Below are 26,658 nucleotides of genomic sequence, written 5' to 3'. Positions count from 1 at the left end.
GCGAGCGCTGGTCGGCGCGCATGCTACTCCGGCGTCCGGCGACTGTATAGATTCTGTACGAACGATAGCCGTGCCTGCCGGCCATTGCACACAGGCTTTGTCCCTGGGGTTGCGGAGAAGTTCGCGGCGATTTCCCGGCCCCGTCGCTGGCGTTGTGTCAGGCCCGGTACGAAGGAGATTACAGGGCACGCAGAAGGATGCGCTCGCTGGCTTCCAGGTCGAGGTCGCGACGCTCGCTGAGGGCCGTCATGCCTTGGCGCTCCAGCTGGGCCAGCACCTGGGGGATGGCTTCCGCGTCCAGACCGTGGTCGGCGAGGCGGGTGGGCACGCCCATGGCTTCGAAGAAGTCGCGGGTGGCGGCGATGGCACCGTCGATCCGGGTGTCTTCGTCCCCCGTCAGGCCCCAGACCCGCTCGGCGTACTGGGCCAGCTTGGCACGCTTGGGTTCACGGCGCTCGGCCAGCAGCGCCGGCAGCACCACGGCCAGGGTCTGGGCGTGGTCGAGGTGATAGAGGGCGGTGAGCTCGTGGCCGATCATGTGGGTCGCCCAGTCCTGCGGCACGCCGCAGCCGAGCAGGCCGTTGAGGGCCTGGGTGGCGCACCACATGAGGTTGGCACGCACGGCATAGTCCTCGGGGTTGGCCAGGGCCTTGGGGCCTTCCTCTATAAGGGTGAGCAGCAGGCCTTCGGCCTGGCGGTCCTGCAGCGGCGCATCGGCGGGGTAGGTGAGGTACTGCTCCAGGGTGTGGACGAAGGCGTCGACCACGCCATTGCCGATCTGCCGGGCGGGCAGGCTGAAGGTGGTGCGCGGGTCGAGGATGGCGAAGCGCGGGTACAGCAAGGGGCTGGAGAAGGGCAGCTTCTCCTGGCGCGTCACATGGGTGACCACGCCATGGGGGTTGCTCTCCGAACCGGTGGCGGCAAGGGTCAGCACGCAGCCCATGGGCACGGCCGCCTTGGCCCGGGTGCCGGTGAGCAGGTCCAGCGGGTCGCCGTCATGGCACAGGGCCGCGGCAATGAATTTGCTGCCGTCGATCACCGAGCCGCCGCCAACGGCGAGGATGAAGTCGCAGCCTTCGCGGCGCGCCAGTTCCGTGGCTTTTACCAGGGTGTCGAATTGCGGGTTGGCCTCGATGCCGGCGAAGCGGGTCAGCGCGTAACCGGCCAGGGCCTGTTCCACCTGCTGCCAGACGCCGTTCTGGAAGATGCTACCGCCGCCATGGGTGACCAGCACCCGGCTGCCGGCGGGAATCTCACGGGCCAGCTTGTCGATCTGGCCTTCGCCGAAATGAATGCGGGTGGGGTTATAGAAGGTGAAATTGCGCATGCTGGGCTCCCTTGTTGTTATCGGCCGACTATAGCGCTGGGGGGCAACGGGCCGATCTATGGCCCACCATTCAGCGGTGTCGGGCTTGGGATGGCGGTCGACGCTTCCTATAATGCGCGCCCGGCCAGGTGGCTGGCGAGTTGGGAGCTAGGCATGAGTACAGACGAACGTTTCGGTGGCATCGCCCGCCTTTATGGCCTCGAGGGCGCCGCGCGCCTGCAGGCTGCGCACGTGGCGGTGGTGGGCATCGGCGGCGTCGGCTCCTGGGCGGCGGAGGCGCTGGCGCGGTCCGGCATCGGTGAGATCTCCCTGTTCGACCTGGACGATGTCTGCATCACCAATACCAACCGCCAGGTGCACGCCATCGCCGGTGCCGTGGGGCGGGCCAAGGTGGAGGTGATGGCCGAGCGCATCCGCGCCATCAACCCGGCCTGCGTGGTGCATGCGGTGGCCGACTTCGTCACCCGCGAGACCATGGCCGAGTACATCACCCCCGAGCTGGATGCGGTGATCGACTGCATCGACAGCGTGGCGGCCAAGGCGGCGCTGATCGCCTGGTGCAAGCGCCGCAAGATCCAGATCGTCACCACCGGCGGCGCCGGCGGCCAGGTGGACCCGACGCAGATCCAGGTCACCGACCTGAACAAGACCTTCAACGACCCGCTGGCGGCCAAGGTGCGCTCCATGCTGCGCCGCGACTACAACTTCTCCAGAACGGCGGGGCGCACCTACAGCGTGCCCTGCGTGTTCTCCACCGAGCAGCTGCGCTACCCCAAGCCCGATGGCTCGGTGTGCCAGCAGAAGAGCTTCGTCGGTGAGGGCGTGAAGCTGGACTGCGCCGGCGGCTTCGGCGCGGTGATGATGGTTACTGCCAGCTTCGGCATGGCCGCTGCGGCCAAGACCGTGGACAAGCTGGTGGCCGGTGCGCGGCGGCCGTCGGAGCGGGCTGCTGGCTAGAGGGTTGTTCCGGGAATCTCATCGCGAATGAATTCGCTCCCCCCAGAAACCTTGATGCCCTGACTGCATCGTTCTCGTCGGGTTGCACCCGACCTACATAGCGCTCTTGCGTATCTGTTCGAGCACGGCGTTGAGGCCGTTGCTGCGGGAAGGGGAGAGCTGGCGGGCGAGGCCGAGCTGGGTGAACCAGTCGGCGAGGTCCAGGGCGGCCAGCTTTTCCGCCGGCAGGCCCTGCACACGTACCAGGAGCACGGCCAGCAGGCCACGGATCAGCCGGGCGTCGCTGGCGGCGCGGAAGTGACGCTGGCCATCCTTCATTTCACTGACCAGCCAGACCTGGCTTTCGCAGCCATGCACACGGTTGGCGTCGCTGCGTTCTTCGTCTGCCAGGGGCTCCAGGCGCTCGCCCCATTGCATCAGCAGGCGCGCACGCTGCTCCCAGCTGCCGGCGCCGGTAAAAGCGGCGAGAGCCTCGGAGGCGGCAGGCGGCAGGTTCATCGCAGCAGCTCCAGGGCCTTGTCCAGGGCAACGAAGAAGCGCTCCAGGTCGCCGCTATCGTTGTAGAGACCGAGGGAGACGCGGATCGCCCCGCTTAGGCCGAGCCCCTTGTACAGCGGCATGGCGCAGTGGTGCCCGGCGCGCACGGCGATGCCCTGTTCGGTGAGCAGGTGGGCGAGGTCGGCGTTGTGCACGCCTTCGACGCCGAAGCAGGCCAGTGCCACCCGGGGCTCGCCCACCAGGCGCACACCGTCGCGGGCGGCGAGGCCGGCCAGCAGCTTGGCGTGGAGCACGGTCTCGTGGGCGGTGACGGCGGCGGCATCGAGGCTGCCGAGGTAATCCAGCGCGGCGCCGAGCCCGATCACCGGGGCGATGGCCGGGGTGCCGGCCTCGAAGCCCAGGGGCGCGCTGTGGAAGTCGGCGTCCTGGTAGTCGGCGCGGTGCACCATCTCGCCACCGAACTGCCAGTGGTCCAGACGGGCCAGGGCGTCGGCACGGCCATAGAGCACGCCGACCCCTTCCGGGCCGTAGAGCTTGTGCCCGGAGAACACGTAGAAGTCGCAACCCAGGGCCTGTACGTCATGACGGCCGTGGACCACGCCCTGGGCGCCATCCACCACGGTCAGCGCGCCCTGCTGGCGGGCCATGGCCAGCAGTTCACCAAGGGGCTGCCAGCGGCCGAGTACGTTGGACAGCTGGCTGACGGCGAGCAGGCGGGTACTCGAATCGATCAACTGGCGGGCCTGGTCGAGGTCGATATCGCCCCGTGCATCCAGCGGCAGGACTACCAGTTCCAGCTGGCGGCGGCGTGCCAGTTGCTGCCAGGGCAACAGGTTGGCGTGGTGTTCCAGGGCGCTGATGACGATGCGATCACCGGGCGCGAACTGCCGCTCCAGCCCATAGGCCAGCAGGTTGAACGCCTCGGTGGCGCCACGGGTGAAGACGATCTGCGCCGGGTGGGCGGCGTTCAGCCAGTGGGCGACACGCGTCCGGCTGCCTTCGAAAGCCCTGGTCGCCCGCTCGCCCGGCAGGTGCTGGGCGCGATGCACATTGGCTGCGCCGCTGGCGTAGTAGCCGAGCAGGGCATCGAGCACCGCCTGGGGCTTCTGCGAGGTGGCGGCGCTGTCCAGGTAGGTCTGCCCCTCGGCGTCGAGGGCCGAAAGGGCGGAGAAGTCGGAGCGCCAGGGAGAGGGGAGAGGCATTGCGGTTTCCAGATTCAGCCTGGCGCCGGAAAAGTTGTATTCAGCGCGAGGCGAGCGAAGGCCAGACAAGGCGCAATAAGGCGAGGACGCGGAGTTTACGGGTGTAAATGAGCAGTCCGAGCCTTATTGCAACGCAGTATGGTCGAGCGCAGCCGCGCTGAATCGACTTTTTAGTTGTGGGCGTGAAGGGCTTCGTTCAGCTCTATGGCCGTCTTGTTGGTCTTGCACTCGACGGCGCCGTTCTGCGAGTTGCGGCGGAACAGCAGGTCGGGCTGGCCGGCCAGGTCGCGGGCCTTGACCACTTTCACCAGGGCGTTCTGGTCGTCCAGCAGGGCGACCTTGGTGCCGGCGGTGATGTACAGGCCGGCTTCGACGATGTTGCGGTCGCCCAGCGGGATGCCGATGCCGGCGTTGGCGCCGATCAGGCAGCCTTCGCCCACGGCGATGACGATGTTGCCGCCACCAGAGAGGGTGCCCATGGTGGAGCAGCCGCCGCCCAGGTCAGAACCTTTGCCGACGAAGACGCCTGCGGAGACGCGGCCTTCGATCATGCCCGGGCCTTCGGTGCCGGCGTTGAAGTTGATGAAGCCTTCGTGCATCACGGTGGTGCCTTCACCCACATAGGCGCCCAGGCGCACGCGGGCGCTGTCGGCGATGCGTACGCCGGCGGGGACCACGTAGTCGGTCATCTTGGGGAACTTGTCCACGGAGAAGACCTCCAGCAGCTCGCCCTTCAGGCGTGCTTCCAGCTGGCGCTCGGCCAGTTCGCCGAGGTCGACGGCGCCGTGGCTGGTCCAGGCGACGTTGGGCAGCAGTGGGAAGATGCCGGTCAGGTTCAGGCCGTGGGGCTTGGCCAGGCGGTGGGACAGCAGGTGCAGCTTGAGGTAGGCCTCGGGGGTGGAGGTCAGGGCGGCGTCTTCGGCCAGCAGGGTGGCGACCAGCGGCTTCTGGCTTTCGGCCAGGCGGGTCAGCAGGGCGGATTGGGCTGGGTCGATTTCCTTGAGCGCGGAGGCCAGGTCGGCGGCCTGGGCATTGCTGAAGGCGATGGCCTGGTTGCCGGCGCTGTAGCCGAGGACCGGGGCGATGGCTTCGACCAGTTGGGTGCTGGGCTTGAGCAGGGGCTGGGCGTAGAAGACTTCCAGCCAGTTGCCCTGGCGGTTCTGGGTGCCGACGCCGAAAGCGACGCTGAAGAGTTGGGTGGACATGGGAATTCCTCGTTCTGAATAGGTTGGATCAGGCTGTCCGGTCGATGGCTTGCCGGGCGGTGCCGAGGCGATGTGCGGTCACTTGAGGGCGGCAGCGTAGAGCTCGGGCTTGAAGCCGACCAGGGTGCGGGTACCCAGGTCGAGTACCGGTCGCTTGATCATCGACGGTTGGGCGAGCATCAGTTCGATGGCCTTGGCCTGGTCGAGATCGGCCTTCTGCGCGTCATCGAGTTTGCGGAAGGTGGTACCGGCACGGTTGAGGACGGTTTCCCAGCCATGTTCGGCACACCATTTCTGCAGATTGGCGCGGTCGATGGCGGAAGCCTTGTAATCGTGGAAGGCATAGCTCACGCCCTGCTCGTCGAGCCAGGTGCGGGCTTTCTTCATGGTGTCGCAGGCCTTGATGCCGTAGAGGGTGTAAGTCATTGGTCTTCCTCGAGAGATTCAACTGTGTGAGATCTTCTCAATGGTTCGGCGAAACTCTAGCCAGTGATTATGCCATGTCGATTCTTATGGTGCTTCTGATTCTCGTGCGGCGCCATGGTCGATAGGGTGTTTCCGTCGGGTCTGATTATTATCAGGTGCCTGGCTCTACAGTTCGTCGCTGCAGGTTGGTTGAAGAGTGGGCATTGAAATAATGCAATAAACGCTTTTCACCGACTTCTATCCGAGGACGTCATGTCTTGAATGTCGTTGCTGAGGTGTGATTTTCCTTTGCGGAACCTTGGGTTGCACGGTTTGAGATTTTCTTGCCAATGCCCATCATGGGTTTTTCCACGTAATGGTATGTTAAACGGCTGACGGCGATTGTCGCGAATATCGATAAAATATAGGCCGGGCCGGTCCCGATTCCAACCTTCGACAGTACCAAGACCAGGGTCATTGAGACTAAGGGGTGTAAGAGATAGATTGAATAGCATCCTTCGCCAAGTGTGGATAGGATTTTTCCCATTCTTGGCGGCGATTTCGGGTTCAGTGTATAGGTGCAGGCAACAATCAATATGCAGCTGGCGGATAGAATGACTCTTGAGATTCCTGTAACGATTTCACCCTGACTGTCCAGTGGGAGGAATGCGAAGAGTAAAATGCCGAAGACCAGTGCAGCGGATAGTGACGCCCTTTTGGCCCCAGTGAGTGCCTGGATGTTCTTGGGCAGGTAAGCCCCAAGAGCGATGCCTGCCATAAACAGATAAAGCTGATTGAATGGGTTGATGTAAGTGATCCATTGGCTTCCAATTGAAAGCTCTGGCTTCATGATGTTGAAAGCAAAATGGTAGCCGATCAGGAGTGAGCCGATAATCGAGGCTGGAAGGAATAAGTTGCTCTTCCGATTAAGCAGGAGAATGGCTGGAAGTATGGCGTAAAAGGTCAGCTCGTTACCAATTGACCATGATCCAATTGGTATGTATTCACTTATGTTGTAGACACTGAATGCCAGTGAATAATTCAGCAGTATTCTTTCTATTGTGTAGTCGAACGGTGCATCCGAGATTTTGCTATAGAGGAATTTCAGCGTGATGTAGGCGGTGATTGTCATCCAGAGTAGCGGGACAATTCTGAACAGCCTCTTTATGTAGAATGCTTTGACGCTTGCGAAGTTGGTGATTCGGTCTTTGTATATCAGGCCCAGGCTTACGCCGCTCAGTATGTAGAATGTTGATACGGCGTAGATGCCCAATTTCTCCAGAGGATTTGCAGGAGACAGTTCGAGGCCGTACCACGATGAATAGTGATAAATCATGACTGAAAGAGCCATGATTCCACGGAGGTAATCTAGAGAGTCGATCCGTTGCATATTGCTTCCTATCTGTACTGCGCTGCGGGCGAATCATGCATTGGTGCACGCCATGCGCGTGCTGGATATCAATGCTCTGTCGCAATAAATCCACTGCCCCCAGATATCACCTGTCGGAAGGCGTTGGAGCGGGGCCCGGCGAGTGGTAATCGTGTCTCGTCTTTTTCATTAGCGGCTTCAGTGCATCATCCCCTGATGCATTGTCAGGGTTTCAGTCAAGTCGCGGATGCGTTCGGCGGCTTCGATGCATTCCGCGAGGGGCGCCACCAGGGCCATGCGTACGCGGCCGGCGCCGGGGTTGAAGCCGTCCACCTCGCGAGAGAGGTAGGAGCCGGGCACCACGGTGACGTGTTCGCGGGCGAAGAGCTCGCGGGTGAAGGTCTGGTCGTCCACCGGGGTTTTCGCCCAGAGGTAGAAGCCACCGTCCGGGCGTTGCACGTCGAGTACGCCACCGAGGATGTCGAGCACGGCGTCGTACTTCTCGCGGTACAGGTCGCGATTGGCGCGCACGTGGGCTTCGTCGTTCCAGGCGGCGATGCTGGCCAACTGGGTCTGCACGGGCATGGCGCAGCCGTGGTAGGTGCGATAGAGCAGGAAGGCCTTGAGGATGCTGGCGTCACCGGCGACGAAACCGGAGCGCAGGCCCGGCAGGTTGGAGCGCTTGGACAGGCTGTGGAACACCACGCAGCGGGCGAAATCGCTGCGGCCCAGTTCGGCGCAGGCGCTGAGCAGGCCGGCGGGCGGGTTGGCCTCGTCGAAGTACAGCTCGCTGTAGCACTCGTCGGCGGCGATGACGAAGTCATGCTCGTCGGCCAGGGCGATCAGCTTCTTCAGTTGTTCGACCGGCACCAGGGCGCCGGTGGGGTTGCCCGGGGAGCAGAGGAAGAGGATCTGGCAGCGCTGCCAGACCTCGGCCGGTACGGCGTCGAAGTCGGGGTTGAAGCCGTTCTCCGCCAGGCAGGGCAGGTAGTGCGGCTCGGCGCCGGCGAGCAGGGCCGCGCCTTCGTAGATCTGGTAGAAGGGGTTCGGGCTGACCACCAGGCCGTTGTCGGCGCGGTTGACCACGGTCTGGGTGAAGGCGAACAGCGCCTCGCGGGTGCCGTTGACCGGCAGCACGTGGCGGGCGGCGTCGAGCCAGCCGGCGGGTACCTTGAAACGGCGCTCGCACCAGGCGGCGATGGCTTCACGCAGGGCCGGGATGCCGAGGGTGGTGGGGTATACGGCCATCTGCTCCAGGCTGTCGGCCAGGGCCTTGGCGACGAAGTCCGGCGAGCGGTGCTTGGGCTCGCCGATGGACAGGGCGATGGCCTTCTTGTCGGCCGGTTGCACACCGCCGAGCAGGGCGCGGAGCTTTTCGAAGGGGTAGGGCTGCAGGTGGTTCAGCGCGTCGTTCATTCGTTGTTCCTGGCTACTGCGAGCGGCTGCACGGGCGCGCTCAGATACTGATGCGATTCGGGTCCACGCCCTGGGCGTTGGCTTCGGACAGCTGCGAGACGATGGCGGCCTGCAGGCGCTGGCACAGCTCGGGGTCGGCCAGCGGCTGGTTGTCGGCGTCGGTGACGAAGAACACGTCTTCCACCCGTTCGCCGAGGGTGGCGATCTTGGCGTTCTGCAGCGACAGGTCGAAGTCGAGGAAGATGCGCCCGATGCGCGCCAGCAGGCCGGGGCGGTCGGGGGCGATCAGTTCGAGCACGGTCACCGGGCGCTGGGCGTCGTTGGAGATGGTCACCTGGGGCGGGAAGGCGAAGTGCTTGAGCTGGCGCGGTACGCGGCGCTGGATGATCGCCGGGTATTCGTCGGGGTTCTTCAGCGCTTCGATCAGGCCCTCGCGGATTTCCTTCACCCGGGCCGGGTCGTCACCGATGGAGCCACCGGCGGTGTCGAGCACGATGTAGGTGTCGAGGGTGAACTGGCTGGTGGAGGTGATGATCCGCGCGTCGTGGATGTTGAGGTTGAGCTGGCTCATCGCGGCCACGGTCACGGCGAAGAAGTCGTGCTGGTCGGGGGCGTAGATGAAGATCTGGGTGGCACCCTCGAACTCGCGCTGGGCGGTTTCCTTGATCAGCACCAACGGGTCGTTGCCGGCCGGGTGCTGGAGGATGGCTTCGGTGTGCCAGGCCACGTCGCTGGCGGTGTGGCGCAGGAAGTAGTCGTCGCCGAGCTGGGACCAGAGCTGCTCGGCTTCGTCCTGGTCGATGCCGTTGCGCACGAGGATGTCGATGGCGGCGGTCTGGGTCTGGCGGATCTGCTCTTCGCGGTCCAGCGGGTTTTCCAGGCCGCGGCGCAGGGCGCGCTTGGTTTCCGTGTAGAGCTGGCGCAGCAGGCTGGCGCGCCAGGAGTTCCACAGGCTCGGGTTGGTGGCGTTGATGTCGGCCACGGTGAGCACGTAGAGGTAGTCGAGGTGGGTCTGGTCGCCGACCAGCTGGGCGAAGTCGAAGATCACCTGCGGGTCGGAGAGGTCCTTGCGCTGCGCGGTGGTGGACATCACCAGGTGGTTCTGCACCAGCCAGGTGACCAGGCGCGAGTCCCAGACCGGCAGCTGGTGCCGGGCGCAGAAGGCTTCGGCATCGACGGCGCCGAGCTCGGAGTGGTCGCCGCCACGGCCCTTGCCGATGTCGTGGTAGAGGCCGGCGATGTAGATCAGCTCGGGCTTGGGCAGCTTGTCGATGACCTTGCTGGCCAGGGGGAATTTCTCCGCCAGTTCGGGCCACTTGAGCTTGCGCAGGTGCTTGATCAGGTTGAGCGTGTGGGCGTCGACCGTATAGATGTGGAACAGGTCGTGCTGCATCTGCCCGATGATGTGGCCGAACTCGGGCAGGTAACGGCCGAGGATGCCGTAGCGGTTCATCCGCCGCAGGTTGCGGTGGATGCCCTGGGACGACTTGAACAGCTCGATGAACAGGCTGGTGTTGCGGATGTCGCTGCGGAAGTCGTCGTCGATCAGGTGGCGGCTGTCGCGCAGCAGGCGGATGGTGTCGGCGCGCACGCCCTTGATCTCGGGGTGCTGGGCCATCAGCACGAAGATTTCCAGCAGGGCGAAGGGGGTGCGCTTGAAGACGTTGGGGTGGGTGACTTCGATGTAGCGGTCACGCAGCTGGAAGCGGCTGTTCAGCGGCTGCGCGGGCGACGATTCGGCGCTGCGCAGGATGACTTCCTCGAAGTGCTGGTTGATCAGGTCGCTCAGCTCGGCGACGCCCATCACCACGCGGTAGTACTTCTGCATGAAGTGCTCGATAGCCTGCTTGGCGTCATCGCCCTGGAAGCCCAGCAGCCCGGCCAGCTTGCGCTGGTGGTCGAACAGCAGGCGATCTTCGGCGCGGCCGGCGAGCATGTGCAGGGCGTAGCGCACCTTCCAGAGAAACTCCTGGCTGGAGGCGAGCACGCTGCATTCGCTCTCCACGAGGAAGCCTTCCTTCACAAGGGCGTGCAGGTTGAGGCTGCCGAACTGGCGGCGGGCGACCCAGAGGATGGTCTGGATGTCGCGGAGGCCCCCGGGGGAACCCTTCACGTTGGGTTCCAGGTTGTATTCGGTGTCGTTGTATTTGGCGTGGCGGGCCTTCCGCTCCTGGCGCTTGGCGAGGAAGAAGTCCTTGCTCGGCCACATGCGCTCGGGGCTGGTTACGTCCTGCATGCGCCTGCGCAGGCTTTCGGGGCCGGCGATGGTGCGGCTTTCCATCAGGTTGGTGACGACCGTCAGGTCGGCGCGGGCCTCGTCGGCGCATTCATCCACCGAGCGCACGCTCTGCCCGACTTCCAGGCCGATGTCCCAGAGCAGGGTGAGGAAGCCTTCGATGGATTCGCGGAAGGTCTCGTGGTCGGCGCTGTCCAGGAGGATCAGCAGGTCGATATCCGAGTAGGGGTGCAGCTCGCCCCGGCCGTAGCCGCCGACCGCCAGCAGGGCGATATCGGCGTCTTCGCTCCAGTCGAAGCGCTCCCAGGCGGCACGCAGGAGCTGGTCGACGAACCAGGCGCGGTCTTCCACCAGGCGGCGGATGTCGCGGCCATTGGCGAAACGGGTGTCGAGCACCTCCTTCGCCTGGCGGATGGCCTTCTTGAAGGCGGCGATGGGGCTGGATTTCAGCGCCAGCTCGGCCTGGAACTGGCCGCGGTCGAACAGTTCGGGATCCACCTGCGGCATCGGTCGCCTTCCTTATAGCTGTGGGGCGGGGTCAGGGCTCAGGCAGAAACCCGGGGAATGGTGTCGTCACTGCGCAGGGTGAAGATCTCGTAGCCGGTCTCGGTCACCACCAGGGTGTGTTCCCACTGCGCGGAGAGCTTGCGGTCCTTGGTGATGGCGGTCCAGCCGTCGCCCAGCACCTTGGTCTCGGCACGGCCCTGGTTGATCATCGGCTCGATGGTGAAGGTCATCCCCGCCTTGAGCTCCATGCCGGTGCCGGCACGGCCGTAGTGGAGGATCTGCGGTTCTTCGTGGAACACCGCGCCGATGCCGTGGCCGCAGAACTCGCGGACCACCGAGAAACCGTTCTTCTCGGCGTGCTTCTGGATCACCTCGCCGATGTCACCCAGGCGGCAGCCGGGCTTGACCAGCTCGATGGCCTTGTACATGCACTCCTGGGTGACCTGGGACAGGCGCTCGGCCCAGACCGGCACCTTGCCGACGTGGAACATGCGGCTGGTGTCGCCGTGGTAGCCGTCCTTGATGACGGTTACGTCGATGTTCAGGGTGTCACCGTCCTTCAGCGCCTTCTCGTTGGGAATGCCGTGGCACACCACATGGTTGATCGAGGTGCAGATGGACTTGGGGAAGCCCTTGTAGTTGAGCGGGGCGGGAATCGCTTTCTGCACGTTGACGATGTAGTCGTGGCAGATGCGGTCGAGTTCTTCGGTGGTCACGCCGGGTTTGACGTGCTCGCCGATCATCTCCAGGACTTCGGCGGCCAGGCGGCCTGCCACGCGCATCTTTTCGATTTCTGCGGGCGTCTTTATGGTCACGGTCATGGCGGTTCTCGAGCGTTTCTATATAAAGGGTGCAATCTTAACAGCTGGAAGCCCGAAGCTTGAAGCTGGAAGAAGGCCCGACGCGTCCCGCTTTGGGTTCTGAGCTTATAGCTTCGAGATGATTTCTGTGCTATAAAACGCGCCGCTTTATGGGCAACCCTGCCCTGAGGCTCAAACCCCACACACGTATCGACACGATTTCCTGGGTGCCCGCAAGGGTTGGAGATTGGGGTACGTGGAGGCCTAACCCGACTTATCAAGGAACTATCATGTCCCAAGTCAACATGCGCGATATGCTGAAGGCCGGTGTGCACTTCGGCCACCAGACCCGTTACTGGAACCCGAAAATGGGCAAGTTCATTTTCGGCGCGCGTAACAAGATCCACATCATCAACCTTGAAAAAACCCTGCCGATGTTCAACGAGGCCCTGTCCTTCGTTGAGAAACTGGCTGCAGGCAAAAACAAGGTTCTGTTCGTCGGCACCAAGCGTTCCGCTGGCAAGATCGTCCGCGAAGAAGCTGCTCGTTGCGGCTCCCCGTACGTCGATCACCGCTGGCTCGGCGGCATGCTGACCAACTACAAGACCATCCGTCAGTCGATCAAGCGTCTGCGTGATCTGGAAGGTCAGGCTCAGGACGGCACTTTCGCCAAACTGACCAAGAAAGAAGCGCTGATGCGCACCCGCGATCTGGAAAAACTGGAACGCAGCCTGGGTGGTATCAAGGACATGGGCGGCCTGCCGGACGCTCTGTTCGTGGTTGACGTTGACCACGAGCGCATCGCTATCACCGAAGCCAACAAGCTGGGCATCCCGGTCATCGGCGTAGTCGATACCAACAGCAGCCCGGAAGGCGTTGACTACATCATCCCCGGTAACGACGACGCCATCCGCGCCGTTCAGTTGTACCTGGGTGCCATGGCTGACGCCGTACTGCGTGGCCGTCAGAACGCCAATGGCGGTGCTGACGAGTTCGTCGAAGAAGCTGCTGCTTCCGAGGCTGCCGAAGGCTGAGGCCGGCGCGCATAGCGTTACCCGGTGCGCAAGAAGGGGGCTAGGCCCCCTTTTTGCCACCTTAGATATTTGTCTGCCCGGAATGCCGGGCTGAATGGTTGAAAACCTATTCAAGAGGATTGCGAACATGGCAGAGATTACTGCAGCCCTGGTTAAAGAACTGCGCGAGCGCACCGGCCTGGGCATGATGGATTGCAAGAAGGCCCTGACCGCGGCCGAAGGCGACATCGAAAAAGCCATCGACGACATGCGTGCCGCTGGTGCCATCAAGGCCGCCAAGAAGTCCGGCAACATCGCTGCCGAAGGCGCCATCGCCGTCAAGGTTGCTGCCGACAACAAGGCCGCCGTGATCATCGAAGTCAACTCCCAGACCGACTTCCTGGCTCTGCAGGACGACTTCAAGAACTTCGTCGCCGCCACCATCGACCAGGCTTTCGAAGAGAAGCTGACCGACGCCGCTCCGCTGGTTGCCTCCCGCGAAGACGCCCGTCTGGCCCTGGTTTCCAAGACTGGCGAAAACGTCAACATCCGTCGCCTGACCCGCGTTGAGGGTGACGTTGTGGGTGCCTACCTGCACGGCCATCGCATCGGCGTTCTGGTCAGCCTGAAAGGCGGCAGCGTCGAACTGGCTCGCGACATCGCCATGCACGTGGCTGCCAGCAACCCGCAGTTCCTGAACGCTTCCCAGGTTTCCGAAGAAGCCGTTGCCAAGGAAAAGGAAATCTTCCTGGCCCTGAACGCCGACAAGATCGCCGGCAAGCCGGAAAACATCGTCGAGAACATGGTCAAGGGCCGTATCTCCAAGTTCCTCGCCGAAGCCAGCCTGGTCGAGCAGCCGTTCGTCAAGGATCCGGAAGTCAAGGTCGGTGACCTGGCCAAGAAAGCCGGCGCCGAGATCGTTTCCTTCGTGCGTTACGAAGTAGGCGAAGGCATCGAGAAGGTCGAAGTGGACTTCGCTGCCGAAGTTGCTGCTCAAGTCGCTGCAACCAAGCAGTAAGACAGCCTAGGCTGTCGCCCTGGAAGAGGCTGCCCGCTCACGCGCGCGGCCTCTTCGTCAAACTGGGGAGCCCTTTTGGGTGGCTCCGTGGCCAGGCCCGCCAGGCGGGCACCAAGTGCCGCGTGCGTAGTCGAAGCTACGCTCCAGAACGCGGGAGCCCCGTGCTCCATGAATTCAATACGCCGCAGGAGAACTCGTAATGGCTCAGCAGGTGAGTGGTCGTCAACCTCGCTATAAACGCATTCTGCTCAAACTCAGCGGCGAAGCCCTGATGGGTGCCGAGGAGTTCGGGATCGATCCGAAGGTCCTGGACCGCATGGCGCTGGAAATCGGTCAGTTGGTGGGCATCGGCGTCCAGGTCGGCCTGGTCATCGGCGGCGGCAACCTGTTCCGCGGTGCCGCCCTCAGTGCCGCCGGCATGGATCGGGTCACCGGCGACCATATGGGTATGCTGGCCACCGTGATGAACGGCCTGGCCATGCGCGACGCCCTTGAGCGCTCCAACATCCCCGCGCTGGTGATGTCGGCCATCTCCATGGTCGGCGTGACCGATCACTACGACCGCCGCAAGGCCATGCGCCACCTCAAGAGTGGCGAAGTGGTGATCTTCTCCGCCGGCACCGGCAACCCGTTCTTCACCACCGACTCGGCGGCCTGCCTGCGCGCCATCGAGATCGATGCTGACGTGGTATTGAAAGCCACCAAGGTGGATGGCGTGTACACTGCCGACCCCTTCAAGGATCCGAACGCCGAGAAATTCGATCACCTCACCTATGACGAGGTGCTGGATCGCAAGCTGGGCGTGATGGACTTGACGGCGATTTGCCTGTGTCGTGACCAGAAGATGCCGCTGCGGGTCTTCAACATGAACAAACCCGGCGCCCTGTTGAACATCGTTGTGGGTGGCGCCGAAGGAACCCTGATCGAGGAGGGCGAGCAATGATCAACGAGATCAAGAAGGACACGCAGGAGCGCATGACGAAGACCCTGGAGTCGCTGGGTCATGCCTTCGCCAAGATCCGCACCGGCCGTGCGCACCCGAGCATCCTGGATAGCGTGATGGTGTCTTACTACGGCACCGATACCCCGCTGCGCCAGGTGGCCAACGTGGTGGCCGAGGATTCCCGCACCCTGGCCCTGACCGTGTTCGACAAGAGCATGATCCAGGCGGTCGAGAAGGCCATCATGACCTCCGACCTCGGCCTGAACCCGGCTACCGCGGGTACCACCATCCGCGTACCGATGCCGGCCCTGACCGAGGAAACCCGCAAGGGCTACACCAAGCAGGCTCGTGCCGAAGCCGAGAATGCCCGTGTCGCGGTGCGTAACATCCGCCGTGATGCACTGGCCCAGCTGAAAGACCTGGTGAAGGAAAAGGAGATCAGCGAAGACGAAGAGCGTCGCGCCGCTGATGACGTGCAGAAGCTGACCGACAAGTTCGTCGCTGAGGTCGATAAGGGCCTGGAAGGCAAAGAAAACGACCTGATGGCTGTCTGACGGCACCCGCATATGGAAAAGAAAGGCGTTTCTCCAGCGATCCCGCGTCATGTGGCGATCATCATGGATGGCAACAATCGCTGGGCCAAGAAGCGCCTGCTGCCAGGTGTCGCCGGCCACAAGGCCGGTGTCGACGCCGTTCGTGCGGTTATCGAGGTGTGCGCCGAGGCCGGTGTCGAGGTGCTCACCCTGTTCGCATTCTCCAGTGAGAACTGGCAGCGCCCGGCCGAAGAGGTCGGTGCGCTGATGGAACTGTTCCTCTCGGCCTTGCGCCGGGAGGCGCGGCGCCTGAACGACAACCAGATCCGCTTGCGCATCATCGGTGATCGTTCGCGCTTCCATCCCGAGTTGCAGGCTGCGATGCGTGAAGCCGAGCTGCTGACCGCCGGCGAACATCGCTTCACCCTGCAGATCGCCGCCAACTACGGTGGCCAGTGGGACATCACCCAGGCCGCCCAGCGCCTGGCCCGTGAAGTCCAGGCCGGGCACCTGCAGGTGGACGAAATCACTCCCGGGCTGTTGCAGAACTGCCTGGCCACTGGCGACCTGCCGCTGCCTGACCTGTGCATCCGCACCGGTGGCGAGCATCGCATCAGTAATTTCCTGCTCTGGCAGTTGGCCTATGCCGAGCTGTATTTCTCCGATCTGTTCTGGCCTGACTTCAAGCACGAAGCCATGCGCAAGGCCCTGGCCGATTTCGCCATGCGCCAGCGCCGGTTCGGCAAGACCAGCGAACAGATAGAAGCCGAGGCCCGCTAACGATGCTGAAACAACGAATCATCACCGCGCTGGTGCTGCTGCCCATCGCGCTGGGAGGTTTCTTCCTGATCGATGGCGGCGCGTTCGCGCTGTTCATCGGCCTGGTGGTCAGCCTGGGTGCCTGGGAGTGGGCGCGTCTCGCCGGTTTCGGCGCCCAGCCTGCCCGTGTCGGTTATGCCGCACTGGTGGCGGCCCTGCTGTTCGGTCTTTACCAGGTGCCGGCCCTGGCGCCCTGGGTTCTCGCTGCCGGCATCCTGTGGTGGGGGGCGGCGACCTTGCTGGTGCTCGGCTACCCCGCCAGCAGCCGCTATTGGGGAGGCCCTGCGGGCAAGCTGGTCATCGGCCTGCTGATTCTCCTGCCGGCCTGGCAAGGCCTGGTGCTGTTCAAGCAGTGGCCGCTGGCCAACTGGCTGATCCTGGCCGTGATGGTGCTGGTCTGGGCTGCCGATATCGGCGCCTATTTTTCCGGCAAGGCCTTCGGCAAGCGCAAGCTGGCCCCGGCCGTCAGCCCCGGCAAGAGCTGGGAAGGGCTGATCGGTGGCCTGTGCACCAGCCTGCTGATCACCCTGGGCGTGGGCATCTTCCGCGACTGGACGGGCGGTGAGTTGCTCGCCGGCCTGCTCGGTGCGGCGCTGGTGGTGTTGATCTCGGTGGTGGGCGACCTCACCGAAAGCATGTTCAAGCGCCAGTCCGGCATCAAGGACAGCAGCAACCTGCTGCCTGGCCATGGTGGCGTGCTCGACCGTATCGACAGCCTCACTGCGGCCATCCCGATGTTCGCCGCGCTGCTGTGGATCGCCGGCTGGGGCAGTCTGTGAGTCGTCCCCAGCGCATTACCGTTCTGGGTGCCACCGGTTCCATCGGCCTCAGCACCCTGGACGTCATCGCGCGGCATCCGCTGCGCTACGAAGCCTTTGCCCTAAGTGGTTTCAGTCGCCTGTCCGAACTCCAGGCGCTGTGCCTGCGACACCGCCCGCGCTATGCCGTGGTGCCCGACCAGGAGTCCGCCCGCCATCTGCAGGCCGGCTTGCAGGGCGCAGGCCTGACCACCGAGGTGCTAGTGGGCGAGAACGGGCTATGCGAGGTCGCCTCCCATCCCGAGGTGGATGCCGTCATGGCCGCCATCGTCGGAGGGGCCGGGCTCAAGCCGACCCTGGCGGCGGTCGAGGCCGGCAAGCGTGTGCTGCTGGCCAACAAGGAAGCCCTGGTGATGTCCGGGGCGCTGTTCATGCAGGCGGTGCGCCACAGTGGCGCGGTATTGCTGCCCATCGACAGTGAACACAACGCGATCTTCCAGTGCCTGCCCGGCGATTACGCCCGTGGGCTGGCCCAGGTCGGCGTGCGACGCATCCTTCTCACCGCGTCCGGTGGCCCGTTCCGCGAAACATCGCTGGACGCGTTGCACGACGTGACGCCCGAGCAGGCCTGCGCCCATCCCAACTGGTCCATGGGGCGCAAGATCTCCGTGGACTCGGCGAGCATGATGAACAAGGGACTCGAGCTGATCGAGGCCTGCTGGCTGTTCGATGCGAACCCGGCGCAGGTCGAGGTGGTGATCCACCCGCAGAGCGTCATCCATTCCCTGGTCGACTACGTCGACGGTTCGGTGTTGGCGCAACTGGGCAACCCCGACATGCGCACGCCCATCGCCCACGCCCTGGCCTGGCCGGAGCGTATCGATTCCGGCGTCTCGGCCCTGGATCTGTTCCGTATCGGTCGTCTGGATTTCCAAGAGCCCGATGAAACCCGTTTCCCCTGCCTGCGCCTGGCGCGACAGGCGGCAGAGCAGGGCGGCAGTGCCCCGGCGATGCTCAACGCCGCCAACGAGGTGGCCGTGGATGCCTTCCTCGGGCGGCGAATTCGCTTCACCGAGATCGCGAGTATCATCGACGAGGTGCTGAACCGCGAATCGGTGCTGGCGGTCGAAACGCTGGACGCCGTGCTGCTCGCGGACGCCCGTGCACGCGCTGCGGCGCAGGATTGGCTGGCCCGTCACGGGCGCTAGCCCGGAGGTTTACGATGAGCGCGCTTTACATGGTTCTGGGCACCCTGGTGGCGCTCGGTGTGTTGGTTACCTTCCACGAGTTCGGCCACTTCTGGGTCGCTCGCCGCTGCGGCGTCAAGGTCCTGCGGTTCTCCGTCGGCTTCGGCACCCCGCTGGTGCGCTGGCACGACCGCCAGGGCACCGAATTCGTGATCGCCGCCATCCCCCTGGGCGGCTACGTGAAGATGCTCGACGAGCGCGAGGCGGAAGTGCCTGCCGCGTTGCTCGACCAATCGTTCAATCGCAAGCCTGTCGGCCAGCGCATCGCCATCGTCGCGGCCGGCCCCATCGCCAACTTCCTTCTCGCGCTGCTGTTCTTCTGGATTCTGGCCATGCTGGGTACCCAGCAGGTGCGCCCAGTGGTGGGTTCGGTCGCACCCGACAGTATCGCCGCCCAGGGTGGTTTGCAGGCGGGGCAGGAAATCCTCTCCATCGACGGCAAGGCGGTCAGCGGCTGGGGTGGGGTGAACCTGCAACTGGTGCGTCGTCTCGGTGAAAGTGGTGAATTGAACCTGGTGGTGCGAGGCGAAGGCTCGTCTGCCGAGACGCCGGTGCAGCTCCATCTGGATAAGTGGCTGAAGGGTGCCGACGAGCCCGATCCCATCGGCTCTCTCGGTATCCGTCCCTGGCGCCCGGCCATGCCTCCGGTGCTGGACGAGGTGCCGGAAGGTCCGGCGCAGGCGGCAGGCCTGCGCGCTGGCGACCGTATCCTCGCGCTCGACGGGCAGGTGCTCGACGACTGGCAGCAACTGGTCGACTTCGTCCGCAGTCGCCCCGGGCAGCGCATCACCGTGCGCTACGAGCGAGACGGCCAGGTCGCCGAGATGCCGGTCACCCTGGGGGCGCGTGGCGAGGGCGAAGCCCGTAGCGGCTTCCTCGGTGCGGGTGTCAAGGCGGGTGAGTGGCCGAAAGAGATGTTGCGCGAGGTCAGCTTCGGTCCGCTGGACGCCATAGGTGAGGCAGCGGGTCGCACCTGGTCCATGAGCCTGCTAACTCTGGATTCCCTAAAGAAAATGTTGCTCGGCGAGCTCTCGGTAAAAAACTTGAGCGGGCCGATAACCATTGCTAAAGTGGCGGGCGCTTCGGCCCAGTCCGGCGTGGGAGATTTCCTGAATTTCCTGGCCTACCTGAGCATAAGCCTGGGGGTTCTCAATCTGTTGCCAATTCCCGTCCTGGACGGGGGGCACCTGCTGTTCTACCTGATTGAATGGGCGCGTGGACGACCACTGTCAGAGCGGGTGCAAGCTTGGGGGGTGCAGATCGGCATCAGTCTTGTCGTCGGGGTCATGCTATTGGCTCTGGTGAACGATCTGGGTCGTCTGTAACGCGTCACTGAATTCCGGATCTGCCGCCCTTCGCGGCAGATTCCTTATTATCAGTTGGAATAAAAAAGGACTTCATGAAACGCCTGCTGCTAACTGCGGTGCTCGCCGCACTCATGATCGGCGAAGTTCACGCCGAGTCCTTCACCATCTCCGACATCCGCGTAAACGGCCTGCAGCGGGTATCCGCCGGCAGCGTGTTCGGTGCTCTGCCGCTCAACGTCGGCGATCAGGCGGATGACCGCCGCTTGGTTGAAGCCACTAGAGCCCTGTTCAAGACCGGTTTCTTCCAGGACATCCAGCTTGGCCGTGACAACGGCGTTCTGGTGATCACCGTTGTCGAGCGCCCGTCGATTTCCAGCATCGAAATCGAGGGCAACAAGGCCATCACCAGCGAAGACCTGCTCAAGGGCCTGAAGCAGTCCGGCCTCTCCGAGGGCGAGATCTTCCAGCGTGCCACCCTCGAAGGCGTGCGTAACGAACTGCAGCGCCAGTATGTGGCCCAGGGTCGCTACTCTGCCGAGATCGAGGCCGAAGTGATCCCGCAGCCGCGCAACCGCGTCGCGCTGAAGATCAACATCAACGAAGGCACGGTTGCTGCGATCCAGCACATCAACGTGGTGGGCAACACGGTATTCCCCGACGAGGACCTGATCGGCCTCTTCGAGCTGAAGACCACCAACTGGCTGTCCTTCTTCAAGAACGATGACAAGTACGCCCGCGAGAAGCTCTCCGGTGACCTGGAGCGCCTGCGTTCCTATTACCTGGACCGCGGCTACATCAACATGGACATTTCCTCTACCCAGGTGTCCATCACCCCGGACAAGAAGCACGTCTACATCACCGTCAACGTCGACGAAGGCGAGAAGTACACCATTCGCGACGTGAAGCTCTCCGGCGACCTGAAGGTGCCTGAAGAGGAAGTGAAGGCGCTGCTGCTGGTCAAGGAAGGTCAGGTCTTCTCCCGCAAGATCATGACCACCACGTCCGAGCTGATCACCCGCCGCCTGGGTAACGAGGGTTACACCTTCGCCAACGTCAACGGCGTGCCTCAGGCTCACGACGAGGATCACACCGTTTCCGTGACCTTCGCCGTCGACCCGGGCAAGCGTGCCTACGTCAACCGCATCAACTTCCGTGGCAACACCAAGTCCGAGGACGAAGTGCTGCGTCGCGAAATGCGTCAGATGGAAGGTGGCTGGGCGTCGACCTACCTGATCGACCAGTCGAAGACCCGCCTCGAGCGCCTGGGCTTCTTCAAGGAAGTCAACGTCGAGACCCCACAGGTCCCCGGCACCGACGACCAGGTGGACGTCAACTACAGCGTGGAAGAACAGCCCTCCGGCTCCATCACTGCCAGCGTCGGCTTCGCCCAGAGCGCAGGCCTGATCCTGGGTGGCTCGATCAGCCAGAACAACTTCCTCGGTACCGGTAACAAGGTCAGCATCGGCTTGACCCGCTCCGAGTACCAGACCCGCTACAACTTCGGTTTCGTCGACCCCTACTGGACCGTCGACGGTGTGAGCCTGGGCTACAACGCCTTCTACCGCACCACCGACTACGACGACCTCGATGTCGACGTATCCAGCTACTCGGTGAACAGCCTCGGTGGCGGCGTCAGCGTCGGTTATCCGATCAACGAGACTTCGCGCCTGACCTTCGGCCTGACCGTGCAGCAGGACGAGATCGATACCGGCCTGTACACCGTCGACGAGATCTTCGACTTCATCCGCCAGGAAGGCGACAGCTACCTGAACTTCAAGGGTTCCATCGGCTGGTCCGAGTCCACACTGAACCGTGGCGTGCTGGCCAACCGTGGCCATTCCCAGAGCCTGGTGCTGGAAAGCACCCTGCCGGGCAGCGACCTGTCGTTCTTCAAGCTCGACTACCGCGCCCAGCTGTTCACCCCGCTGAGCCAGAACACCGCGCTGCGCTGGCACACCGAATTGGGCTACGGCGACAGCTACGGCTCCACCTCCGAACTGCCGTTCTACGAGCACTACTTCGCCGGCGGCTTCAACTCGGTGCGTGGCTTCGAAGACAGCAGCCTCGGCCCGCGCAGCACGCCGAGTAAAGGCCGTAACCCTGGTACCATCACCGACCCGGACCAGGATCCGCTGCCCTTCGGTGGCAACGTGCTGGTACAGGGCGGCGTAGAGCTGCTGTTCCCGCTGCCCTTCGTCAAGGACCAGCGCCAGCTGCGTACCGTGCTGTTCTGGGACGTGGGTAACGTGTTCGACACCAGTTGCTCGTCCACCGCGACCAACTGCAGCAGCATCAACGCAGGCGACCTCGCCAGCTCCGTGGGTGTGGGGCTGACCTGGATCACCGCGCTGGGGCCGTTGAGCTTCAGCCTGGGCATGCCGGTGAAGAAGCCGGACAATGCCGACACCCAGGTATTCCAGTTCTCCCTGGGCCAGACTTTCTAATTGCTGATCAAGAAGACAACAGTGTTTGTTGCAGGAGTGCATCGTGCGTAAGTTGACTCAAATCGTTCTGGTTGCCGCGGCCCTGATGGCCTCTCCGGCTTTTGCCGAGATGAAGGTTGCGGTACTGAACTATCAGATGGCGCTCCTCGAATCGGATTCGGCGAAGAAGTACGCCGTTGATGCCGAGAAGAAGTTCGGCCCGCAGCTGACCAAGCTGAAGACCCTGGAAAGCGACGCCAAGCGCATCCAGGACCGCCTGGTCAAGGATGGCGAGAAGATGCAGCAGGCCGAGCGTGAACGCCTGGAGCTCGAGTTCAAGCAGAAAGCCCGTGACTTCCAGTTCCAGTCCAAGGAACTGAACGAAGCCAAGGCCGTTGCCGATCGCGAGATGCTCAAGCAGCTCAAGCCGAAGCTGGACCAGGCCGTCGAAGAAGTCCTGAAGAAGGGCAGCTACGACCTGGTGCTGGAGCGTGGTGCGGTGATCGATGTCAAACCTCAGTACGACATCACCCGCCAGGTCATCGAGCGCATGAACCAACTGCGCTGATATGACCGCCCCGACCTTTACCCTCGGCCAGTTGGCCGAGCGTCTCGACGCCACCCTTCGTGGTGACGAGGCAAGGGTTGTCTCCGGATTGGCCACCCTGCAGGACGCTGGCCCCGATCAGCTGACCTTCCTGGCCAATCCGCAGTACCGCAAGTTTCTCGTCGATACCCGTGCTGCCGCCGTGCTGCTGACCCCGGCCGATGCCGAAGGCTTCACCGGTGACGCGCTTCTGGTGCCCAACCCCTACCTGGCCTACGCCCGGCTCTCCCACCTGTTCGATCCCAAACCCGTCTTCCCTGCCGGTATCCATCCGAGTGCGGTAGTCGCGGCCGATGCCATCGTCGATCCGTCGGCGAGCATCGGGCCTGGTGCGGTGATCGAGTCCGGTGCGCAGATCGGTGCTGGTGTGACCGTTGGCGCCTACAGCGTCATCGGTGCCCGCAGCGTGGTGGGCGAGGGTGGCTGGCTGGCGCCGCGAGTCACGCTTTACCACGATGTACGCATCGGTAAGCGTGTGGTCATCCAGTCGGGTGCCGTGATCGGTGGCGAGGGCTTCGGCTTCGCCAACGAGAAGGGCGTCTGGCAGAAGATCGCGCAGATCGGCGGCGTCACCCTGGGCGACGATGTCGAGGTGGGTGCCAATACCACCATCGACCGTGGCGCCCTGGCCGACACTCTGATCGGCAACGGTGTGAAACTGGACAACCAGATCATGATCGCCCACAACGTCCAGATCGGTGACAACACCGCAATGGCTGGTTGCGTGGGTATTTCGGGCAGTACCAAGATCGGCCGCAACTGCATGATTGCAGGCGGCGTCGGCATGGTCGGGCACATCGAGGTCTGCGATGGCGTCTTCGTCACCGGCATGACCATGGTTACCCGTTCCATTACCGAGCCTGGTGCCTATTCCTCCGGTACCGCCATGCAACCTGCGGCGGATTGGAAGAAGAGCGCAGCCAGGATTCGCCAGCTGGATGACATGGCGCGTCGTCTGCAACAGCTGGAAAAGCGCCTGGCGTCAGTGACCCCGGGCGGGGATGCTTCATCTGATGCGTGACCCGCGCAGCGCCGCGCATCCCCAATCCCCTTTTAAGGCTCCAGGAAAATGATGGACATCAACGAGATTCGCGAATACCTGCCGCACCGCTACCCTTTCCTTCTGGTGGATCGGGTCGTGGATCTGGATATCGAAGGCAAGCGCATTCGCGCCTACAAGAATGTCAGCATCAACGAGCCATTCTTCAACGGCCACTTCCCCGAACACCCGATCATGCCGGGCGTGCTGATCATCGAGGCGATGGCCCAGGCTGCCGGCATTCTCGGTTTCAAGATGCTCGACGTGAAACCGGCCGACGGCACCCTGTACTACTTCGTCGGCTCCGACAAGCTGCGCTTCCGCCAGCCGGTGCTGCCGGGTGACCAGCTGATCCTCGAAGCCAGCTTCCGCAGCGTCAAGCGCAGCATCTGGAAGTTCGAGTGCCAGGCCAGTGTCGATGGCAAGGAAGTCTGCTCGGCCGAAATCATTTGTGCGGAACGCAAATTATGAGTTTGATCGACCCTCGCGCCATCATCGATCCGTCAGCTCGGCTGGCGGATGACGTCCAGGTCGGCCCCTGGTCGATCATCGGACCCGATGTGGAAATCGGCGAGGGTAGCGTGGTCGGCCCCCATGTAGTGATCAAGGGCCCGACCCGCATCGGCAAGCACAATCGCATCTACCAGTTTTCTTCGGTAGGCGAGGACACGCCCGACCTGAAATACAAGGGCGAGCCCACCCGGCTGGTGATCGGCGATCACAATGTGATCCGCGAAGGCGTCACCATCCACCGGGGCACCGTGCAAGACCGATCCGAAACCACCATTGGCGACCACAACCTGCTGATGGCCTATGTGCACATCGGCCACGACAGCGTGATCGCCAACCATTGCATCCTGGTCAACAACACCGCGCTGGCGGGCCATGTCCATGTGGATGACTGGGCGATCCTCTCCGGCTTCACCCTGGTCCACCAGTTCTGCCGCATCGGTGCCCACAGCTTCTCCGGCATGGGCACCGCCATCGGCAAGGATGTTCCGGCCTACGTAACCGTGTTCGGCAACCCCGCCGAGGCGCGCAGCATGAACTTCGAGGGCATGCGCCGCCGGGGTTTCTCCGCCGAGGCGATCCAGGCCCTGCGCCGCGCCTACAAGGTGGTCTACCGCCAAGGGCTGACCGTCGAGCAGGCGCTCGCCGAGCTGGCCGAATCCTCCGAACAGTTCCCCGAGGTCGCGGTGTTCCGCGACTCGATCCAGTCCTCGACCCGCGGCATCACCCGCTGAGCCCATGACCCGTCCATTGCGCATCGCGCTGGTCGCCGGCGAGGCGTCCGGCGACATTCTCGGCTCCGGTCTCATGCAAGCCCTCAAGGCCCGTCACCCCGATGCCGAGTTCATCGGTGTAGGTGGACCCTTGATGGAGGCCGAAGGGCTGGTTTCCTATTTCCCCATGGAGCGTCTCGCGGTGATGGGGCTGGTCGAGGTACTCGGCCGCCTGCCTGAGTTGCTGCGCCGTCGCAAGCGTTTGATCGCCACCCTGATCGACGCGCGCCCGGACGTTTTCATCGGTATCGACGCACCCGACTTCAACCTGGGCGTCGAGCTCAAGCTGCGTCGCGCCGGCATTCGCACCGTGCATTACGTCAGCCCCTCCGTGTGGGCCTGGCGGCAGAAGCGCGTACTGAAGATTCGTGAAGGCTGCGACCTGATGCTCACCCTGTTCCCCTTCGAGGCGCAGTTCTACGAGGCCCATCAGGTGCCCGTGCGCTTCGTCGGACACCCGCTTGCCGACACCATTCCGTTGCAGGCCGACCGTGCCGCCGCCCGCGCCGCCATCGACGTCCCGGAGGATGTTTCGCTGGTCGCGCTGATGCCTGGCAGCCGGGGAGGCGAGGTGGGCAAGCTCGGCAGCCTGTTCCTCGATGCCGCCGAGCGCATGCGCTCCATGCGTTCGGGCCTGCACTTCGTGCTGCCCTGCGCCAGCCCTGCACGGCGCCAGCAACTGGAGCAGATGCTGGCGGGGCGGAATCTGCCGCTGACGCTGCTCGATGGCCGTTCGCACCAGGCCCTGGCGGCCTGCGACGCGGTGTTGATCGCTTCGGGCACCGCGACCCTGGAAGCCTTGCTGTACAAGCGCCCGATGGTGGTGGCCTACAAGGTCGCCCCCATGACCTATCGCATCCTCAAGCGCTTGGTTAAAAGCCCCTATGTTTCGCTGCCCAACCTGCTGGCCCAGCGCTTGCTGGTTCCCGAGTTGCTGCAGGACGCGGCCACGGCGGAGGCGCTGGCACAGACGCTGGTACCCCTGCTCGATGGCGGTGATGTGCAGACCGAGGGCTTCGACGTGATCCACCGTACCCTGCGCCTCGACGCTTCCAAGGAAGCGGCCGGTGCGGTACTCGAGCTGATAGGAAGCCGCTGATGCAACTCGGTCTGGATTTCGCCCTGGTGGAAGAGCTGGTTGCCGGTGTCGACGAGGTGGGCCGCGGCCCGCTTTGCGGCCCCGTGGTCACCGCCGCGGTGATCCTCGATCCCGCGCGCCCCATTCTTGGCCTCAATGATTCGAAGAAGCTCACCGAGGCACGCCGTGAGGCGTTGTTCGACGAGATCCGCGAGAAGGCCCTGGCCTGGTGCATTGCCCGCGCCGAGGTGGAGGAGATCGATCGTCTGAATATCCTCCACGCCACCATGCTGGCCATGCAGCGCGCGGTCGAAGGGCTGAGCATCACCCCGAAGCTGGCGCTCATCGACGGCAACCGCTGCCCGAAACTCGCCGTGCCCAGCGCACCGGTGGTTCAGGGTGACGCCAAGGTGCCGGCCATCGCCGCTGCCTCGATCCTGGCCAAGGTCAGCCGCGACCGCGAGATGCAGGAGCTGGACGCGCTGTACCCCGGCTACGGCATGGGCGGGCACAAGGGCTACCCGACGCCCGTGCATCTGGAAGCCTTGCGCCGCCTGGGCGCTACGCCCATTCACCGGCGTTCCTTCGCGCCGGTGCGGGCGGTGATCGAAGGCGCCGACTGACGCCTGTCAGCCCGCCTGATCCCCATTTGATCGGCCTGCCGGAGT

The 26,658-nt window shown here is 63.7% G+C and carries 25 protein-coding genes; 16 read left to right on the top strand and 9 right to left on the bottom strand.

Annotation, left to right across the window (positions count from 1 at the left end; translation table 11 throughout):
• Window positions 1-178: 178 nt before the first annotated feature.
• On the bottom strand, window positions 179-1,327 hold the full coding sequence (locus OEJ36_RS00825) for an iron-containing alcohol dehydrogenase (protein ID WP_263400009.1): 1,149 nt from the start codon (window positions 1,325-1,327) through the stop codon (window positions 179-181).
• 153 nt (window positions 1,328-1,480) lie between these two features.
• Here OEJ36_RS00825 and tcdA point away from each other — a divergent pair, with 153 nt between their 5' ends.
• Window positions 1,481-2,284, top strand: a complete 804-nt coding sequence (gene tcdA, locus OEJ36_RS00820; RefSeq protein ID WP_263400008.1) for a tRNA cyclic N6-threonylcarbamoyladenosine(37) synthase TcdA — start codon at window positions 1,481-1,483, stop codon at window positions 2,282-2,284.
• A 93-nt stretch (window positions 2,285-2,377) separates the two neighbouring features.
• On the opposite strand, the gene OEJ36_RS00815 is transcribed toward tcdA, so the two are convergent.
• From OEJ36_RS00815 to map, 8 genes are all read right to left on the bottom strand, one after another.
• Window positions 2,378-2,782 carry a SufE family protein gene (locus OEJ36_RS00815; RefSeq protein ID WP_263400007.1) on the bottom strand — a complete coding sequence of 135 codons (405 nt, stop codon included), beginning with the start codon at window positions 2,780-2,782 and terminating at the stop codon, window positions 2,378-2,380.
• The gene (locus OEJ36_RS00810; protein WP_263400006.1) at window positions 2,779-3,984 is read right to left on the bottom strand and encodes an aminotransferase class V-fold PLP-dependent enzyme; all 1,206 of its coding nucleotides are present in this window, start codon (window positions 3,982-3,984) and stop codon (window positions 2,779-2,781) included. The genes OEJ36_RS00815 and OEJ36_RS00810 overlap by 4 nt, the downstream gene beginning before the upstream one ends.
• A 170-nt stretch (window positions 3,985-4,154) precedes the next feature.
• The gene (dapD, locus tag OEJ36_RS00805; protein WP_263400005.1) at window positions 4,155-5,189 is read right to left on the bottom strand and encodes a 2,3,4,5-tetrahydropyridine-2,6-dicarboxylate N-succinyltransferase; all 1,035 of its coding nucleotides are present in this window, start codon (window positions 5,187-5,189) and stop codon (window positions 4,155-4,157) included.
• Window positions 5,190-5,267: 78 nt separating this feature from the next.
• Window positions 5,268-5,615, bottom strand: coding sequence for an ArsC family reductase (locus tag OEJ36_RS00800; RefSeq protein WP_263400004.1), 348 nt, complete (start codon window positions 5,613-5,615; stop codon window positions 5,268-5,270).
• Between the two features lie 250 nt (window positions 5,616-5,865).
• A complete protein-coding gene (locus OEJ36_RS00795; RefSeq protein WP_263400003.1) occupies window positions 5,866-6,984 on the bottom strand; it encodes an acyltransferase family protein in 1,119 nt (372 codons plus the stop codon).
• A gap of 177 nt (window positions 6,985-7,161) precedes the next feature.
• Window positions 7,162-8,379 (bottom strand): succinyldiaminopimelate transaminase, encoded by a 1,218-nt coding sequence (gene dapC, locus OEJ36_RS00790; protein ID WP_263400002.1) that lies wholly within the window; start codon window positions 8,377-8,379, stop codon window positions 7,162-7,164.
• A gap of 40 nt (window positions 8,380-8,419) precedes the next feature.
• Window positions 8,420-11,122 carry a [protein-PII] uridylyltransferase gene (locus OEJ36_RS00785; protein WP_263400001.1) on the bottom strand — a complete coding sequence of 901 codons (2,703 nt, stop codon included), beginning with the start codon at window positions 11,120-11,122 and terminating at the stop codon, window positions 8,420-8,422.
• Window positions 11,123-11,160: 38 nt separating this feature from the next.
• Window positions 11,161-11,943 carry a type I methionyl aminopeptidase gene (gene map / locus OEJ36_RS00780; RefSeq protein WP_021219444.1) on the bottom strand — a complete coding sequence of 261 codons (783 nt, stop codon included), beginning with the start codon at window positions 11,941-11,943 and terminating at the stop codon, window positions 11,161-11,163.
• A gap of 269 nt (window positions 11,944-12,212) precedes the next feature.
• Between map and rpsB the strand changes: the two genes are divergently transcribed.
• From rpsB to rnhB, 15 genes are all read left to right on the top strand, one after another.
• Window positions 12,213-12,956, top strand: a complete 744-nt coding sequence (rpsB, locus tag OEJ36_RS00775) for a 30S ribosomal protein S2 (RefSeq protein WP_021219443.1) — start codon at window positions 12,213-12,215, stop codon at window positions 12,954-12,956.
• 127 nt (window positions 12,957-13,083) lie between these two features.
• Window positions 13,084-13,953 (top strand): translation elongation factor Ts, encoded by an 870-nt coding sequence (tsf, locus tag OEJ36_RS00770; protein WP_263400000.1) that lies wholly within the window; start codon window positions 13,084-13,086, stop codon window positions 13,951-13,953.
• 199 nt (window positions 13,954-14,152) lie between these two features.
• Window positions 14,153-14,896 carry a UMP kinase gene (gene pyrH / locus OEJ36_RS00765; protein ID WP_021219441.1) on the top strand — a complete coding sequence of 248 codons (744 nt, stop codon included), beginning with the start codon at window positions 14,153-14,155 and terminating at the stop codon, window positions 14,894-14,896.
• Entirely contained in the window at window positions 14,893-15,450 is a 558-nt protein-coding gene (frr, locus tag OEJ36_RS00760) for a ribosome recycling factor (protein ID WP_263399999.1), read from the top strand. Before pyrH ends, frr begins: the two co-directional genes overlap by 4 nt.
• Before the next feature lie 12 nt (window positions 15,451-15,462).
• The gene (gene uppS, locus OEJ36_RS00755; RefSeq protein WP_031287671.1) at window positions 15,463-16,209 is read left to right on the top strand and encodes a polyprenyl diphosphate synthase; all 747 of its coding nucleotides are present in this window, start codon (window positions 15,463-15,465) and stop codon (window positions 16,207-16,209) included.
• A gap of 2 nt (window positions 16,210-16,211) precedes the next feature.
• Window positions 16,212-17,027, top strand: coding sequence for a phosphatidate cytidylyltransferase (locus tag OEJ36_RS00750; RefSeq protein WP_263399998.1), 816 nt, complete (start codon window positions 16,212-16,214; stop codon window positions 17,025-17,027).
• Window positions 17,024-18,214, top strand: coding sequence for a 1-deoxy-D-xylulose-5-phosphate reductoisomerase (ispC, locus tag OEJ36_RS00745; RefSeq protein ID WP_263399997.1), 1,191 nt, complete (start codon window positions 17,024-17,026; stop codon window positions 18,212-18,214). Before OEJ36_RS00750 ends, ispC begins: the two co-directional genes overlap by 4 nt.
• A gap of 14 nt (window positions 18,215-18,228) precedes the next feature.
• Complete coding sequence (rseP, locus tag OEJ36_RS00740) at window positions 18,229-19,578, top strand: sigma E protease regulator RseP (protein ID WP_263399996.1); 1,350 nt, start codon at window positions 18,229-18,231, stop codon at window positions 19,576-19,578.
• Between the two features lie 74 nt (window positions 19,579-19,652).
• Window positions 19,653-22,004 (top strand): outer membrane protein assembly factor BamA, encoded by a 2,352-nt coding sequence (gene bamA, locus OEJ36_RS00735; RefSeq protein WP_263399995.1) that lies wholly within the window; start codon window positions 19,653-19,655, stop codon window positions 22,002-22,004.
• 43 nt (window positions 22,005-22,047) lie between these two features.
• The gene (locus OEJ36_RS00730; protein ID WP_043243654.1) at window positions 22,048-22,551 is read left to right on the top strand and encodes an OmpH family outer membrane protein; all 504 of its coding nucleotides are present in this window, start codon (window positions 22,048-22,050) and stop codon (window positions 22,549-22,551) included.
• A 1-nt stretch (window position 22,552) separates the two neighbouring features.
• Window positions 22,553-23,611, top strand: coding sequence for a UDP-3-O-(3-hydroxymyristoyl)glucosamine N-acyltransferase (gene lpxD, locus OEJ36_RS00725; RefSeq protein ID WP_263399994.1), 1,059 nt, complete (start codon window positions 22,553-22,555; stop codon window positions 23,609-23,611).
• 48 nt (window positions 23,612-23,659) lie between these two features.
• Window positions 23,660-24,100 (top strand): 3-hydroxyacyl-ACP dehydratase FabZ, encoded by a 441-nt coding sequence (fabZ, locus tag OEJ36_RS00720; RefSeq protein ID WP_031287666.1) that lies wholly within the window; start codon window positions 23,660-23,662, stop codon window positions 24,098-24,100.
• Window positions 24,097-24,873 (top strand): acyl-ACP--UDP-N-acetylglucosamine O-acyltransferase, encoded by a 777-nt coding sequence (lpxA, locus tag OEJ36_RS00715; RefSeq protein WP_021219431.1) that lies wholly within the window; start codon window positions 24,097-24,099, stop codon window positions 24,871-24,873. Before fabZ ends, lpxA begins: the two co-directional genes overlap by 4 nt.
• Window positions 24,874-24,877: 4 nt before the next feature.
• A complete protein-coding gene (lpxB, locus tag OEJ36_RS00710; protein WP_031287665.1) occupies window positions 24,878-26,011 on the top strand; it encodes a lipid-A-disaccharide synthase in 1,134 nt (377 codons plus the stop codon).
• Complete coding sequence (gene rnhB / locus OEJ36_RS00705; protein WP_263399993.1) at window positions 26,011-26,613, top strand: ribonuclease HII; 603 nt, start codon at window positions 26,011-26,013, stop codon at window positions 26,611-26,613. Before lpxB ends, rnhB begins: the two co-directional genes overlap by 1 nt.
• Window positions 26,614-26,658: the final 45 nt, after the last annotated feature.

The sequence above is a fragment of the Pseudomonas sp. PDM13 genome, from assembly GCF_025685765.1.
Taxonomy (GTDB): Bacteria; Pseudomonadota; Gammaproteobacteria; order Pseudomonadales; family Pseudomonadaceae; genus Metapseudomonas; species Metapseudomonas solani.
This window is presented reverse-complemented; position numbering and strand designations above follow the sequence as displayed.